The organism is Pelosinus propionicus DSM 13327 (assembly GCF_900114615.1).
GTDB lineage: Bacteria > Bacillota > Negativicutes > DSM-13327 > DSM-13327 > Pelosinus > Pelosinus propionicus.
Genome location: NZ_FOTS01000006.1, coordinates 103,393 through 120,087 on the forward strand (window position 1 = coordinate 103,393; position 16,695 = coordinate 120,087).

At 42.3% G+C, this 16,695-nt stretch carries 13 protein-coding genes; 3 read left to right on the top strand and 10 right to left on the bottom strand.

The window, feature by feature from the left end; translation table 11 throughout:
- Positions 1–121: 121 nt before the first annotated feature.
- The 3 genes from BMZ99_RS04620 to BMZ99_RS04630 form a co-directional block, all read right to left on the bottom strand.
- Positions 122–1,174 carry an asparaginase gene (locus tag BMZ99_RS04620; RefSeq protein ID WP_322787900.1) on the bottom strand — a complete coding sequence of 351 codons (1,053 nt, stop codon included), beginning with the start codon at positions 1,172–1,174 and terminating at the stop codon, positions 122–124.
- Positions 1,175–1,199: 25 nt separating this feature from the next.
- The gene (locus BMZ99_RS04625; RefSeq protein ID WP_245754818.1) at positions 1,200–1,934 is read right to left on the bottom strand and encodes a gamma-glutamyl-gamma-aminobutyrate hydrolase family protein; all 735 of its coding nucleotides are present in this window, start codon (positions 1,932–1,934) and stop codon (positions 1,200–1,202) included.
- A 191-nt stretch (positions 1,935–2,125) separates the two neighbouring features.
- Complete coding sequence (locus BMZ99_RS04630) at positions 2,126–4,093, bottom strand: OPT family oligopeptide transporter (protein WP_090933409.1); 1,968 nt, start codon at positions 4,091–4,093, stop codon at positions 2,126–2,128.
- A 595-nt stretch (positions 4,094–4,688) separates the two neighbouring features.
- Between BMZ99_RS04630 and BMZ99_RS04635 the strand changes: the two genes are divergently transcribed.
- Complete coding sequence (locus BMZ99_RS04635) at positions 4,689–6,716, top strand: sigma-54 interaction domain-containing protein (protein ID WP_090933411.1); 2,028 nt, start codon at positions 4,689–4,691, stop codon at positions 6,714–6,716.
- Between the two features lie 36 nt (positions 6,717–6,752).
- Here the strand turns inward: BMZ99_RS04635 and BMZ99_RS04640 are convergent, their stop codons facing one another.
- Positions 6,753–7,091, bottom strand: a complete 339-nt coding sequence (locus tag BMZ99_RS04640) for a DUF5665 domain-containing protein (protein ID WP_090933413.1) — start codon at positions 7,089–7,091, stop codon at positions 6,753–6,755.
- 335 nt (positions 7,092–7,426) lie between these two features.
- Here BMZ99_RS04640 and rnk point away from each other — a divergent pair, with 335 nt between their 5' ends.
- Complete coding sequence (gene rnk / locus BMZ99_RS04645) at positions 7,427–7,822, top strand: nucleoside diphosphate kinase regulator (protein WP_456107083.1); 396 nt, start codon at positions 7,427–7,429, stop codon at positions 7,820–7,822.
- An 83-nt stretch (positions 7,823–7,905) separates the two neighbouring features.
- Here rnk and BMZ99_RS04650 read toward each other — a convergent pair whose 3' ends face one another.
- A complete protein-coding gene (locus tag BMZ99_RS04650; protein ID WP_090933417.1) occupies positions 7,906–8,184 on the bottom strand; it encodes a hypothetical protein in 279 nt (92 codons plus the stop codon).
- A 431-nt stretch (positions 8,185–8,615) separates the two neighbouring features.
- Between BMZ99_RS04650 and BMZ99_RS04655 the strand changes: the two genes are divergently transcribed.
- Positions 8,616–9,281, top strand: a complete 666-nt coding sequence (locus BMZ99_RS04655; RefSeq protein WP_245754820.1) for a hypothetical protein — start codon at positions 8,616–8,618, stop codon at positions 9,279–9,281.
- 257 nt (positions 9,282–9,538) lie between these two features.
- Here BMZ99_RS04655 and BMZ99_RS04660 read toward each other — a convergent pair whose 3' ends face one another.
- The 5 genes from BMZ99_RS04660 to BMZ99_RS04680 are packed head-to-tail and all read right to left on the bottom strand — an operon-like array spanning position 9,539 to position 16,391.
- Positions 9,539–10,102, bottom strand: coding sequence for a C40 family peptidase (locus BMZ99_RS04660; protein ID WP_090933421.1), 564 nt, complete (start codon positions 10,100–10,102; stop codon positions 9,539–9,541).
- A 27-nt stretch (positions 10,103–10,129) separates the two neighbouring features.
- Positions 10,130–10,591, bottom strand: coding sequence for a hypothetical protein (locus BMZ99_RS04665; RefSeq protein ID WP_090933424.1), 462 nt, complete (start codon positions 10,589–10,591; stop codon positions 10,130–10,132).
- A gap of 30 nt (positions 10,592–10,621) precedes the next feature.
- The gene (locus BMZ99_RS04670; RefSeq protein ID WP_090933426.1) at positions 10,622–13,783 is read right to left on the bottom strand and encodes an efflux RND transporter permease subunit; all 3,162 of its coding nucleotides are present in this window, start codon (positions 13,781–13,783) and stop codon (positions 10,622–10,624) included.
- Positions 13,784–13,794: 11 nt separating this feature from the next.
- On the bottom strand, positions 13,795–15,063 hold the full coding sequence (locus BMZ99_RS04675) for an efflux RND transporter periplasmic adaptor subunit (protein ID WP_090933428.1): 1,269 nt from the start codon (positions 15,061–15,063) through the stop codon (positions 13,795–13,797).
- A gap of 29 nt (positions 15,064–15,092) precedes the next feature.
- Positions 15,093–16,391, bottom strand: coding sequence for a TolC family protein (locus BMZ99_RS04680; RefSeq protein ID WP_090933430.1), 1,299 nt, complete (start codon positions 16,389–16,391; stop codon positions 15,093–15,095).
- Positions 16,392–16,695: the final 304 nt, after the last annotated feature.

Here is a 16,695-nt window from a genome sequence, read left to right on the forward strand (position 1 = left end):
AAACCACAGATGTACAAAGTGCACTGAGAAATAGTGGCTTGTAATAACAAGACTCTCACGGTGCACTTTGTTTTCTGTGGTTCTACATATTCGAGATTTTAATTCTCACTAAACATGCTTCTTAATACTCCCAAAATATCCTTTGTATTTCCACGGGATCATTGGTGGTAAGCAAGGCAAGCATCAGAAGTATCCTGGATTTTTGCGGACTTAGGGTATCCGATACTACGAAATGATGCTTATCATCATTTACCGCGCCATTACGTGTAACAATGCCACTGCTTACACGACTACTCCTAACAATAACGATACCTTGTTTCTCAAGGTTGATGAGCCCTTCTTTTATACTTTGCGACATATTTCCGTTACCTAATCCGGCATAAACAATTCCTCTTGCGCCAGTTTTTACAGCGACTTCTGCCATGATTGAACTACTATCGACGTAACCGTAAATAATTTCAACCTTAGGCAGCTCAGTGACTCCTTTTGTAATAAATTCCGAGCAAATTGTATGCCTTCGGGCTGGAAGCCGGTAAAAATATGGAATTCCCCCCTGGATATAACCTAAATATCCTAAATCAGGCGCTTGAAAACTATCCTGCAGCATTGTATTGGTTTTGGTAACTTCACGACTGCAGTTGACCGTATCATTTAGAGCAACTAACACGCCTTTCCCAATAGCTTTGTCATTGGCAGCAAGAGTTACTGCATTGTAAAGATTCATTGGACCGTCAGCACTCATCGCAGTAACAGGCCGCATAGCACCAACCAGCACTACTGGTTTTTGGCTTTTGGTTACCAAGTTCAAAAAATATGCTGTTTCCTCTAATGTATCAGTTCCATGAGTAATAACGATTCCGTCCACTTTATTAGACATTAAAAGTTCATTCACACGTGCTGCTAATTGCAGCCATATTTCACATGTCATATCACAGCTGTCTATTTGTGCTAGCTGTTCTCCACTAATATGGGCAATCTCATGAACTTCTGGAATTTCTTGAATCAGATTATCCACCGATAAGATTGCAGAAGTATAATGCAGCGTCTCTGTTGCAGAAGAAGCTTTGCCAGCAATAGTTCCCCCCGTACCGATGATTACTATATTTTTTTTTATGATACTCTCCCCCTTGCAGATAAATTTACAGTTAAAGTGCGTGATTCCTAGTTTATTCAGGAGATGTAAATGTTAGATCTCATTCTTATAGCTGCTTTACAAAACCGATAAAACTTTGAAAAATTTTTAACATAGACACGTCTTTTTCCATCATCATTTCTGGGTGCCATTGTACACCCATAACGAAATTTTCACCTGTTTTTTCAATCCCTTCTATGATGCCATCTTTTGCCTTACCATTGATAATAAAGTTAGGCGCGGTATCTTTAATTGCCTGGTGATAAAATGTATTAATTTTGGTAGTATCTACCCCCATAATACGATGCAATTTAGTATTGGGAATAAATTCTACCGTATGGCTTGCAGTATCCGTTTTACTTTTCTGCTGATGTTTGAAATGCTTTAATGAAAATTGATTAAGATCCTGATACAGGGTACCACCGCAAGCAACATTAAGGATTTGCATTCCTCGGCAAATGCCAAGAATCGGCTTATTCATTTCAAGAGCCATCTGAATCAGCTTTACTTCATATTCGTCACGTTCTGGCATAATATACTCCAGCTCGGGCAACGGTTCTTCGCCATATAAAAGCGGATTTATATCATATCCACCGGAGAGCAGTAAACAATCAACCTGCCGAAGCTGCGCCCGGATCAGCAAATCATTTTTCTCCACGATAGGAAGCAGCAAGGGTGCCGCTCCAACAGCAGCTAACGCCTTTACGTAATATTTATTGACATAGGCCTGCTCATTGCCTAAACATGATCCATCCTCGGTAATCAGCATACTGGCCGAAATGCCAACTATTGGAATCGTCAAAACAGCTCCTCCTTAGATACATATCATATAGTCTTCATCAAAACAGTAATGCAAAAGGGCTATAACACCACTTTCACCTGCGTCCTCTACTCCGGGACTCAACCGTCTTATCACAGAATAAGCGATTAATACAGGAACCGCAGCATTGCGCCGTCCTGCGCTAAAGGAGCATTAAATTGGTGCTACCTGAATTAGCTGCCGACAGTCTTGTTTAAACCACTATCATTTGTAGCTGCTTTAGCACTCATAGCTATTTTATAAAGCAAGGTACAAAGCAGCAGGTAGACAAAAACTCCGAGGTACGTAGCGGCAGGTGTCTCCACCCACTCTTCCAAAAAATAATTGAACCCCATGATTCGCAATACGGCACTGATCAAGCTGCCGATTGCTCCTCCTGCGATTAGTCCTGAGGCGATGGTTTCCCCTTTACTAAGACGTAAAGCATTTAAATGCTCATCTTTGCTGCTGTTAGAAACAAAGTGGGAAATGAGACCTCCAACTAAAAGCGGTAAGTTAATTTCCATAGGCAGATAGGCACCAAGAGCAAAAGCCAGAGGAGGAACTTTGACCATCCATAGAATAACGGCAAAGAAAGCACCGGTCATATAAAGAGGCCATTGCGCTGAACCACCTTCCATTAGAGGCTTAACAATAACCGCCATAGCATTGGCTTGCGGCGCTGGCAAAGCTCCCTGCCCCACGAAACCATACGCCTGGTTAAGCAGTATGAGAACGCCTATAGCCAAAGTAGCAGCCAGCATAGAAGAAACCAATTGCCATTGTTGCATTTTGCGCGGAGTTGCCCCCAGCAAATGAGCCACTTTCAATTCTGACATAAAATTACCAGCTACCCCCAAAGTAGTGCATAAAAAAGCTGACATCATTAAGATAGCAGTAATTCCCATATCGCCATGCATTCCGACACTTCCCAGGATGAGCGCGGAAACAATGATCATAAAAATAGTCATACCAGAAACGGGTTCAGTACCGGTAAATGCAATCGAGCTGATGCCGACCACTGAGAACATGATAGAAAATACTACAACAATTACCATTGCCAGCACAGTTTGCAGGATACTTTGAGAGAAAAAGGTATGGAAGAACGTTGCAAACAGTAAAATAATGGCAACCATGCCACTTACAATGAGAGGCATGGGAATATCTTTCTGTGTGCGCTGCAAGCTTTGCTGAGTATCGCTGCTTCTTTTAAGCAAGCCAGTCATCACGTTTTTTGCTACGCTAATCACAACGTTAGACATGGATAAAAGACCGATAACTCCTGCCATAGCCAGCATACCAATGCCAATGTGGCGTACGTATTCACGAAATACCACACCGATGGGAGCATTCGCCAATAAGATATCTTTCCCTTTGACAATCATATGATGATCGCCTGCCAGGTAATAAATGACAGGAATACAAACGAACCACGAAAAGAAAGAACCAGCAGTAATAATGGCGGCATAGCGCAGCCCAGTGAAAAATCCAATTCCCAGAAGAGCTGATTCATTGTCTAAGCTAAAAGTTAGCTTAGCTTTATCTGCCAACTGCTGTCCCCAGCTGAAAGTAGTACTGGAGATTACTTCCTGCCACCAGCCCAGACTGCTAAGGATAAAATCATAAATGAGAGCAATTGCACCGCTAAATATCATAAGTTTAGCTTTGCTTCCTTCACCGGAAGTTAAGACGCCTGCAGCCGCCCTGCCTTGCGGAAAGGGGTATACGTGATGCATTTCTTCACAAAAATAACGCCGGAATATAGCGGCAATTAGAACACCAAGCAAGCTGCCCAGGATAATTGGCACTGCCATCTGAAAATAGCTGAGACTATTATTTCCCAGAATATAAAAGGCTGGTAGGATAAACATAGCGCCGCCTATCCCATTGGTACCGGCGCTGGCAATAGCCTGAATATGAACATTTTCCGGAAATGAATTTTTCCGTTTTAGCATAATTGCCATCCCCATGGCCATGACGGAAACAGGAGCAAATGCATCTACAGTTTGCCCTATTTTCAAACACAAATAACCAACTGCCAAAGCAAAAACAGCAGCATAGAACAATCCCCAGAATACCACATATGAGTTTATTTCCTGGTATTCTTTGTTAGGGGACATCGGGGGATCAAACGGGGTAATCTTACTTTGATTCTCGGACATACTATTCCTCCTATAACTATGTATTAAAGTGCACTTACTAATGTATTGCAAAGATTATGCCAAAAGATTCCAAAGTATTAAAAAACGGAAAAACCAGAAAAGAAACTTATACTTATCACGCAGAAGCCTTGTGCATCCATGCTCTAAAGCAGACTTTCATTAGTCACCGCTCGTTCATACAATTATTTTTAATAGTACTGTATTACTATAAATAGGTTAAATAGGAATATATTCATCCTATTTAATGCCCTAAATGGACCTAAATTCTAAACTTCTAGTATTGGAGATGCATAAAAAGATAGACAATATGTATTCCGTATAAACTCAAAGCGATTTTAATCTATACGAGTTACATTACCCTGCCCTTATCGAAAAAAATTCCTATTTTTATTCTTACTCAGCTTCATACAACCTTTTAAGAAATTAGTTGGGGTACTGGTATTTTTATCCTTTAGGTAATTTTAATTACAAAAACTTACAATCATGGTAAAATTAAAATTGATAGAATCAAGTTTATTCTTATTTGCCCTAAAGCTTTTCTGTGTATAGGAAAACTTACACCAAAGTAGTTGATAGCGGAAAGAGGATTAATGAAATGAAAACCATTGGCATTCTTACTTTGTCTCCATCTAATCTTAGTGAGTTTATTCAAAATAACCTAGAAAAAGTCTTTTCAGACCACATAACCATCCATAGCTATTATTTATCTGATCTAAAACGCCATGACATCATCACCGATGATGTAGTGGTTGTCACTGCACAGAGTCATGCCATCGAGGCTCAGCATTACATTTCTGACAACAGCCGTATCATTCTGCTCCGCCGCACTCTTCCCAATCGGGAAATCTATAAAATAACTGCAATTCCAAAGGGCACAAATGTATTAGTAGTAAATGATTTGCCAGAAACTACTACGGAGGCAATTACTTTTTTATACCAACTCGGCATTACACATCTAAACTTAATTGCCTGGGATCCCAAGCAAGAGTATTACGGGATCAACATTGCAATCACTTTAGGAGAAGCAAATGCAGTTCCACCCTATATAAAAAAGATAATCGATGTAGGCCACCGCTACATCGATATTTCTACTTTTTTATCGCTATTGAATTTTTTCAATTTGGATACACCAGAAACAAGCAAGCACCTTATCAAATACTCGGATACTATCGTCACGCTGGATACAGGGATTAAGAACCGCTATAAAGAACTTTTTATGAAAAATATGCAGCTTGATAAGGTTGTGAATCTTTCTCATGACGCAATCTTACTTACCGATAAAGATCATATTATTTTGCTGCACAATAAAAAGTTCAGCCAACTATTTGATATTACAGAAAATATCATTGGGAAATCTATTTTTGATGTCATCCCTAATGAATGCCTTCAGCGTTCAGACCTGGGCACAATGGATGAACTAATTCAATTCAAAGACCGCTCCTTATTAGCCAGCAGCAGCAAAATTGAATATTTCGGTGAACCCGCCGGAATCTATTACAATTTTCAAGAAGTAACCTATATACGCAATTTAGAAAAGAGTCTTTCAAAAAAGTTACGCGAAAGTGGCTTAGTAACTCGCTATACCTTTGAAAATATCCAAACAAAATCACCTAAGATGAAAGACTGCATCAATTTTGCCAAGCTGCTTTCACCGAAAAATCATACTGTACTGATTACAGGAGAAAGCGGAACTGGAAAAGAATTGATCGCCCATTCCATTCATGCCGCCTCTCCCCGTTCCATGTATCCTTTCATTGCTATTAATTGCGCTTCTTTTCCTGAAAATTTATTGGAAAGTGAGCTTTTCGGATACGAAGCTGGCTCCTTCACAGGTGCCATCAAAGAAGGAAAACCTGGTTTGTTTGAGCAAGCCAATAACGGCACAATTTTCTTAGATGAGGTTGGAGACATGCCCTTGTCCGTTCAGGTACGCTTACTCAGAGTACTTCAGGAGCGGCAAATTATGCGCGTTGGCTCTCCGAAGGTCGTCGATGTAGATCTGCGAGTGATTGCAGCAACCAATAAAGATTTGCAGACAGAAATACGAAAAGGGCTCTTTCGCCAAGATTTATTTTACCGTCTAAACGTTCTTCCTATCATGATCCCCCCATTGCGAGAGCGACCAGAAGATATTATACCATTATTGCATTTTTTTATGAGTAAACATCACAACCAGAAAATCACTCTTACACAAGAGGCAGAATGGAGACTATTAAAATATAATTGGTTCGGCAATGTCAGAGAATTAATTAATACAGCAGCCTATCTTTCCTGTATGGCAGTACAAACGGTTGATGTCAATAATCTTCCTGTCTATATTTTAAGCAGCCTTACGAACTTTGATTCGGAATTTAGTTATATTTTCGCTCATTGTGATAAAGAAAAAGCCTATCTAGTACTTTCTGTCCTTGAGAACTGCCCTTCAGGGGCAGGGAGGAAATGGATTGAAGCAAAATGTACTGAATGTGCCATGAATATTACAGAAAGTGAAATTAGACGCTTCTTATCAATCTTTAGTGAGATGGATCTAGTTGATTCACAAGTCGGCAGACGGGGCAGCTGCCTGACTGCAAAAGGTCAGCAATTTGTTACTTGGCTAAAAGGAAAATCTTTATTAGCGTAACCGTTCATCTATCAAAACTAAATGATTGTAATGCATTTATTTTTGTGTATCAATTATTTTCATGAATTCTGCCATAAAGCTTCCCAACCCAAACATATTAAATATTACAAACCTTCGCAGCATTTCAATTGCGATAGCAAAAATCACACTGGCTCCTACAGCCATACCTAACCCTCGTGCTATTCCTGCGAGAAAGTTATTTATAATGATTTTCTTAGGATTCTCTAACATTTCTAAATACTCAGCAATACGCATGGCTTCCAAATGATATACTAGTTTCTCTAATGTAATAGAACAAGCTTCTGCTCGATTCACAAGGTCTATCTTTTTAATATCTGCGCCTGCTAAAGGCACATTCTCTTTCTTCAGTTCCATATCTTTCCCCCTCTTACCATCCATTGTATCTATTTATATTACATTTATTATAAAATCACTCCTATAATTTTCACATTCATTCTTCTTTGTTTCTCCTTCGATTCACCAGTACTTTACTTATTGCACAAAATATGTAACAATAAGGTATAGGTTTTTAACCAATATATAAGTTCATCTGATTAGCGGCTATCACACCAACGATAGTCGCTGTATATTTATCCAGGCACTAAGACGGCAGTAGAACAATACTTCATCTGAATTTTCATTGAAAATTATCAATTTATTCTGTAAGTTTAATTATAAAGGAGCTGCTGATCATTTCAAAAGAAATTTTTATTACTAATTTGGACAAGAAAAAATTACAAAGGCTGATTGTATTGGAAGAGGAATTTCAACCAGGTAACAAAGCTTATCTGGACGATCTGACTTATGAGCTGGAACGAGCTGTTATCACACAGCCGGAGGAGATTCCGGCTGATGTTATCACAATGCACTCTCAAGTGGTATTAAAAGATTTGGATCATGATGAAGAGTTAATTTATACTTTGGTGTATCCGGATGAAGCCAATATAGCCGAAGATAAAATTTCAGTACTGGCACCTATTGGGACAGCGATCTTAGGCTACCGAGTAGGAGACATACTTGATTGGAAAATCCCTAATGGCACCTTAAGGCTGAAGGTGGATAAAATCCTTTTTCAACCTGAATCTAACGGTAACTTTGAGCTATAACAACTATATGAACTTATTTGTTTAGAAATAGAAAAATCCCTGCCAAATTCATCTTAGGATGTGGCAGGGATTTTTCTATTCGTCTATTTGCAGCTTTCTGCTGCGTCATTGTCAGCACTTTGCATCATACCATGATTTTTCCTGATTTTCTCCATAATAGGAGCCACCTTTTCCATGCTTTCATTTAAGGTAGCAGCCTCATTGCTAGAAATAGTACCATCCTTCACAGCTTGTTGTATCATCTGCTGATGGTTGCCATTTGCCGGCCCACACTGCTCCTTAACCTGGTCCTTGGCAGCCGCGAAAACTGGCACCGCAATCAATGCAGCTAGGGCTGTTATGATTAACATTTTCTTTTTCATTGTCTACCTCCCGTTAATTAAGTGTACTCTCAAAAGAACAAGTATTTTCTTTACCGTCATCCTAAATGAAACTTTTCGAGAGACTACTTTTATTTATATCTTACATCCTTATTATAAACAAAGATTGTGGATTTCTTATGAAGATCCTATTACTTATTTTGCTTATCCCCGGCTAAGAGCAGCCGACCCACTCTTGGAAAAACCTTGGAGTCACTGCCGCATAGGCGGCATAGCCTTCACCAAATCATTCCAGTGATTCCCGTTCTTCTGGCATGTTATTCAGTCTCTCCTTTCCGATACCACAGCCATAAGCTGCTAGCAAGCATTGCCGTTAACAGCGCCAAAAAAGCCTCGGCATTCGATAGTACTAAAAAACAACACAAGTTCTTCATAAGTCCTTCACTAGATATTCATTTTATTTATGTATTATATTGGTAATAAGACTTAAGGGGGAAAATTTAAAAATGAAAAAAACTTTTATAACTGCATCCTTATTGGTAATGAATGTAATAGGAGCTAGTATGGTTTCCGCTAATGAAATTCTTCCGGAAATAAACCCAATTAAACCAGGCATTGAAACGATCGTTAGCGGTAGTGAAAACAGTCGGCAATACACCATGATTGACCACAATCCTACCCTTTACAATAAACAAATCGTCGGTGGTCGTACAATGGAAAGCTGGGTTAAAAACGATGTAGTTAGTACCAGAATTAACGGAGTTGTCACTAAATCCTATCCCATCAATAAAGATCTTGAAACGATCGTAAGTGGTAGCGAAAACAGCCGACAATATACCGTGATTGATCACAATCCTACCCACTACAGTAAAAAAGCTGTCGGTAATCATATCATCGAATCCTGGACTAAAGATGGTGTAGTCAACACCAGAACGGACGGAATTACTACTAAATCTTATCGCATCAATAAAGACCTTAAAACGATCGTAAGTGGTAGCAAAAGCAGCCGGCAATATACCGTGATTGACCACAACCCTACCCACTACAGTAAAAAGCTCATCGGTGGTCATACAGTGGAAGGCTGGATGGAAAATGGTGTAGTTAACACTAGAATTAACGGTGTTCTCTCTAAGCATTAAACTTCCATACATAAACTCTAACCACTCTATCATGAACTATTGATAGAGTGGTTAGTTTTTATATTCATACATATGATTAATTGGTTATTTATCAAATGATCTGTATAATCACTGGCTGGATTTTATCATCCATCCTAGCACGATTCACCCTATCGGGATCGCTATGTAGCAGTTCAAGAATTTCCCAATATATTTTATTTTGCTAATACCAACTATAAAAAAGATCAGGCAGCCTTTGGAGTGCCTGATCTTTTTTATCATAATACACGTTTTGCACCATAATAGCGTTGCATAAAATATGGATCATTCATATCCCCAATGGCGACTACACCTTTTGAAAAAGAGGTATGAATAAATTTATCCCTTCCAATGTAAATCCCCACATGAGATGCACCTGGTTCATAGGTAGTAAAATACACTAAATCTCCTGGCTGCAGGGAAGCTGGCGATACGGTTCTTCCAACTAAAAACTGTAAATCAGCGGTGCGAGGCAAATTGATACCCGCTTGCCTGTACACATATTGCACGAATCCGGAACAGTCAAATCCCTGGACGGGCGAGGCCCCTCCCCACACTACTGGCTGACCGAGCAGACTGCTGGCAATGGTCAATATTTGTGCTGACTGTCCAGACTGCCCGATAGGCAGAGCAGCAGATCGAGCTGCTATCTGCTGTTCATCCGCTACCGGCATGGTCGCGCCTGTTACTATAGAATCCAATGACTGCATAAACTGACTATAACCAGAGGTTGGAGAAGCCTGAACCACTCCTGTGCCGTTAAAAAGAGTTCCGATACATAGTAAAGCTATCCATTTTTTCATGCTCCACTTCTCCTCCCCAGACAACTTTTAGTGTTGCATGGTCTGTAAGTGAGATGTCGTTGATTTCATAATCTCCTGCATGGTCTTTACTTTACCTTCGATGGTAATCAGGTCCATTTTTCCGGAGTTAACAGTATTTTTGATGTCACCTGCCGCTTTGCGCAAATTGTCTTTTAAATTGGCATCCATCATATGGGGCACAATTTTTTCCACAGTACTCACGAGTTGTGCCGCGCTCTTTTGCGCATCCATTGTCTGTCCAGCCTTGGTTTGTTTGACCACATCCTGCAAGGATTTATCCAAGTCCTTCATCATCGGCATAGGATCTTCCTTCGGCATCGATGCACTATGCCCTTGATGACCGGCAGCTTGTTCTTGATTGGCCGCTGGCGGCTGATCCTTTGTTTTGTCACTCGATCCGCACCCTGCCACCAGAGAAATAACTGCAACAATGGCCAATATACCAAAGAGTACTTTACTTTTTTTCATAACCTAATTACCTCCAATAATTTAATTGATTTAACTTCTCCTGTTCCTACGCTCCCGCCACTGATTCCAGACTAGATAGATGCAAGGCAGCACAATCAGGGTCAAAATCGTGGAAGTAACTAGACCACCCACGACAACCGTGGCCATCGGGCGCTGCACCTCGGCACCAGTACCCGTTGCAAAGATTAATGGGAACAATCCTAAACTAGCAACCAATGCGGTAATCATAACCGGTCGCAAACGGGTAAATGCACCTTCGGTGATAGCTTCTTCCAAGGTTCGGTGATCCCGCAGATGTTTAATATAGGTAACCATAATGACCCCATTTTGCACCGCTATTCCAAAGAGAGCGATGAAGCCAACAGCAGCTGCTACAGTCATGTAGGTGCCAGTAACATACATAGCTACAATGCCACCCACCAAGGAAAAAGGAATGTTCATCAAAATAAGGAAAGCATCACTGGCAGACTTAAATGTCATATAGAGTAAGAAGAATGTGAGCACAATGACTGCTGGTACTACTAAAGACAGTCGATCTTTTGCACGCTGCTGATTTTCATACTGCCCCGTCCATTTTAAGGAGTATCCAGCAGGTAAATCAACTTTTTCTTTTATGACTTTGTTAGCTTCATTTACAAAACTGACCACGTCCCGTCCCCTCGTATTCATCTGGACGATCATCCGATAAATCCCATTTTCACTGCTAATCATTGACGGACCATCTACTACCTGAAACTGAGCCACTTCGCCCAGCGGCACATAAGCACCAGTAGCCGGGGCGGTCACTGCAGCAGCTGTACCGCCACCCATGCCTGCACTCATTCCGTCACCGCTACTTTTCGCCGCGCCGCCACCTGTTACCGGAATGAGAATGTTTTCCATAGCATCAATGGATTCCCGATTTTCCCGATTGTAACGCACCAAAACGTTAAAGCGCTTGCGTCCTTCAATGGTAGTAGTGGCATTTTTACCGCCTACCGCTAATTCTACGGCATCTTCTACATCGGCAATATTAAGACCATACCGAGCTGCTTTTTCCCGGTTGACCTGAATCTCTAGATAGGATGCGCCAAAGACCCGCTCAGCCAAGAGATCGCTAACTCCTGGCACGGTTGCCAGTGCCTTTTCAATGTCGAAGGCTTTTTGCTGCAGCACCTGTAAGTCTTCTCCATAAAGTTTAATACCTAGTTCCGTACGAACTCCCGTTGTCAGCATGGACAACCGTCCCGCAATAGGCTGGGTAAAGGCAAAATTAAGCCCAGGCATATTGGCAAGTTTAACCATCATTTCTTGTTCAATTTTTTGTTTTGTCATGCCGTCGCGCCATTGTTCTTTCGGTTTCAGCGTGACAATGGTTTCAATCATACTAATCGGTGCAGGATCCATAGCAGACTCAGCTCGGCCTACCTTCCCCACCGACATGTCGACTTCCGGAATATCCATGATGACTTTATCCATAGTTTTAGCCGCTTCCAATGCCTCGGTTAACGACACACTAGGCAGCATGGTCGGCATGACCAGAAACGTTCCTTCATCCAATTCCGGCATAAAGGTAGTGCCAATGAAAGGCAGCAGGGAAAATCCGGCAATCATTACGACGACTGCGATACTAATGGTGATTTTGCTGTGCTTTAATACTGATTTCAAAGTGGGCACATACCATTGATGCAGCTTAGCAACAATCCAGGTGTCTTTTTCCTGAATTTTACCTTTGAGCAGCAAGGTGCACAACACCGGTACCAAGGTGAAAGCCAGCAGCAGTGATCCGCTCATAGCAAAGGATTTTGCCCAGGCCATCGGAGTATACATCTTGCCTTCCGTCCCTGTCATCGTAAATACAGGCAGAAAGGTGACAATAATAATCGTAATGGAAAAAAAGATGGGTGCTGCTACTTCTTTGGCCGCTTCCAGCGTCACATCAATAATACTGCGTCGACCGCCATCCTCCGCCAAATGGCGATAAATATTTTCCACCATAACAATCGCTGCATCCGTCATGACACCAATTCCGATGGCAATGCCGCCAAGGGACATTAGGTTAGCCGACAGATGAATTTCTTTCATGGCAAACAGCGCAATCAAAATACCAATGGGAATGGCACTGGTCACAATCAGGCTGGAGCGGACATTCCCTAAAAAGAGAATGACAATGATTGAGACTAAAATAAATTCTTCAATTAATGCCCGGGTCAGCGTATTGACTGCTTTTTTTACCAGATCCGTCTGGTCATAAAAAGGTACAATCCGCATGCCTTCCGGTAATGACGGCTGGATTTCAGCAATCTTGGCTTTCACTTGGTCAATCACGTCGAGGGTGTTTTCGCCCATACGCTGAATGACAATCCCCCCAGCCGCTTCATAACCAGATTTGGTTAGCACACCCCGGCGAAAATCCGGTCCAGTAGTTACGTTGGCTACATCCTTGATGTAAATAGGTACATTGTTATTTTGCGAGATCACAATGTTTTTAATATCATCAGGAGACTGGATTAATCCTAATCCGCGGATAATAAATTCCTGACCATTTTGCTCAACAACTTTCGCACCAATATTCGCATTGTTGGCACCAAGTGCCCCAAATACCTGGTTGAAAGTAATTCGATAGTTTTGCAAAAGATGAGGATCAAGATTGATCTGATATTGCATCACATAGCCGCCAATGCTGGCGACTTCTGCAACTCCAGGCACCGCACTGAGCTGCTGCTTGATGGTAAAATCCTCAACCGTACGCAGATCAGCCAGATTATGACGATCGCTTTCTATGGTATACATAAAGACTTGACCCATGGGTGTACTGACTGGTCCCAAGGCAGGCTGCACGCCCCGGGGCAATTGAGGAATGGCCTGCTGCACTTTTTCGTTTACCACTTGACGGGCAAAGTAAGGCTCTACACCGTCTTCAAAGATGACGGTTATGAGCGACATCCCAAATGAGGAAGCTGAGCGTACTTCTTTCACCTTAGGCAGCCCACGCAAGGCAGTCTCCAATGGATACGTGACCTGATCCTGGATTTCCTGAGGTCCACGCCCCATCCAGTCCGCCGAGACAAGCACCTGGTTTTCACTTAGATCAGGAAAAGCATCGATTGGGGTATCCCGTACAACGAAGATTCCCCAGACAATGACGAGTGCAGATAATACCAGAATAATCACGCGGTTTTTCAAGGAAAATTCGATTAATTGATTCAGCATGTTGCCCCTCCTTACTGACCACCATGGCCGCTGTGTTCACTCCCAGAAGGAGCAACCGCACCGCTATTTGTACCATTCACGGGTGATGGTGTACTCGTCTCTTTAGCGGCCCCGCCACCGTGACCGGCATGAGAGCCAAAGCTGCCTAATTTCGTTTGGGAATCAATGAGGAAGGTAGCCGCTGTTACCACGGTGTCACCAGGCTGTAGTCCGGACAGTATCTGAACATAGCCTTCGGCGTATTGTCCTATGACTACATCTCGTTTGACAAAGGTATCTTCACTTTGCGCGACAAATACGATTTTACGGCTGCCAGTATCCAGCAAACTAGATTCCGGTATAACCAGGCTCTCCCCCAGCGGTAATTGAACATTGGCGTTAACAAACATATTGGGTTTTAATTTGCCGCTAGGATTGGCCATTGCCACCCGTACTTTGACTGTCCGGGTGGCATCATCAAGCACCGGGTTAATAAAGGTCACTTGTCCGGTAAAGGTTTCTCCCGGATACGCGCCGCTGGTTACCACGACCGGCTGGCCTGTTTTAATACTGGCTATGTCTTTTTCATAAATATCAGTATACAGCCAAACGGTGGATAAGTCTGACAGACTGTACAGTTTATCGCCAGGCATAATGTATGCTCCCGGCAGCAATTGTTTTTCCAGGACGGTGCCGCCGAACTGGGCATAAATAGTCATATGCTCATTAGGCTTTTTGGTATGCTCCAGATGAGCGATATCACGATCAGGCACGTTTAACAGTTGTAGTTTTCGCTTCGCTGCTTCCCGCAGTCGATTGTTGATCTGGACCACATCTTTGCCAGCGTTTTGCAGTTTTTGCACATTGTCCAGTGTTAATAAATATTCTTCCTGGGCTGCAATATAAGTTGGGCTGTATACGGCGGCGATGGCTTGCCCAGGAGCAATATACTCACCATCAGCGGTTATATACAGTTCATCTACCCGCCCTTCGACCCGGGAAGTAATATAAGTCCGTCCGCTTTCATTCATGGCAATCTTGCCAGTGGTTTTGACTTCCTTAGCAAGCGCCTTGACGATTGCTTGCGCCGTTTGCACTCCGGCTAATTGTCTGGCCTTGGCATCCAGGGTGACAGTATCTCCCATAGCCATAACCGGCCCAGACATTTGATGTCCGGTATGATCAATAGCCGACGGCTTACTGTGCTGCGTAGTATAGTAGTAGCCAGCACCACCGAATACTAGCACACCAGCAGTCACCCCTATGATAATTTTCTTTTTGTCCCGCAGTTTTTCGATCATCCTGTCCTCTCCTTTATCTGGCTTGCTCATTATGGCTGAGTCCCACTCGTAAATAGGGGCTTCCCTACCGCTTTTTCTAAATTAGCTACCGCTTTTTCATAATTAACGCGGGCTTTATAGTAATCCAATCTCACATTACGGAGAGCATTTAGACTATCCAGGACAGCCATGAAATCCACTTTGCCGTTGGTATAGCTCACGACTCCGGCCTGGTAGGTTTGTTCCGCTTGGGGAATTACGGTATTCTTATACAGGTCGATCTGACGCCAAGCTGACTGCGCTTCGGTCAATGCCATCTGCAAGTCCAGATCAGTCATATTTTGCATATTGCTCAATGAAGCCTGAGCTGCACCCAAGCTAGCCTCAGCAGATTTAATTTCTGCTTTATTTTTCCCCTGCCAAATAGGCAGCATAACCATAACTTCCATTTTCCAGGTATCAGGTGTCGTATCCATCATCGTTTGTTTTCTATCCTTGTAGCCAATGCTGAATTGATAATCTGGTAACTGCTGTTTCTTCGCCAATTCCACACCGTTCTTCGCCATCTCCACTTGCCGTTCCATACCTACAACAGCTGGTTTACCAGCTTGCGCTTCTGTTTGCAATTTTGTTAAATCAAAATCAGGAGGCGGCGCGCTGAACTCTTCTTTCACCGCCAGGGGTGTATCGGCAGTACGGCCAAGGACAGTATTAACTTTGGCCTGGGCTACTGCCGCCATCGAAGCCATGCTTAAGAGATCAGTAGTCATTTTTGAAAACTCAGTTTGCGCTCGCAAGGCATCTTGCAGAGGTACCATTCCAGTGGAATAGTTAACCTGAGCAATCTGCACCAGCTGGCCCATGAGCTGCTGATTTTCCTTGCCGATTTCCAGGGCTTTATCAGCATAGAGCAAATCATAATAGGCAGTTTTCGCCGCAGCATAGGCTTCCATCTGCTTATCTTGATAATTCGCTTTCGTCATTGCAGCATCACTGCCAGCCATTTTACCCATGGCTTTCAATTTAGACGGATTCATAATGTCCTGGGTAAACGTGTATTCCGTCATCATTGCATCAAAAGGATTTAAGCTGCTCTTAGGTATATCATCTTTCATAATCCCAAATTGAGGATTTGCCCAGGCTTTTGCCAGGGGAATGCGAGCCTCTTTTTCTTCCCAGCGTTTTTGACTCTCAATGACGGCTGGATTATTCTTGACGGCAGTATCCACTATCTCTTTTAAAGATAGAGTCTCCTGGGCTTGTTCCGCCATAACTGGTATTATAAATCCCAATACGAGCATAGCAGTCAATGATAATACTTTGCATCGAAACCATCTTCCTACGTTCATATATCCCCCTTCGTCCCCTTATTGAAGACAATTATGTTGGTTTATCCTCATTCTTCTTTAGCGATTAGCCCCTCCGTTCGATTTGTAAGATAGCACCATAAATACCCCATCACTGCCAATTGGATTATAAGTAAGCCCCACATTGTGTTTCACCTCGATTGATCTTTATATTGATGTCTATCATATCCAACTAATATGAAGATTTTGTGAAGAAAGTTTGAAGAACTTATGTTATTTTTATTTCATAACTACTTGGTACTCTCTCCTCATTCATTGTTATAAAAACAGCCCTTCCTAATGGAAA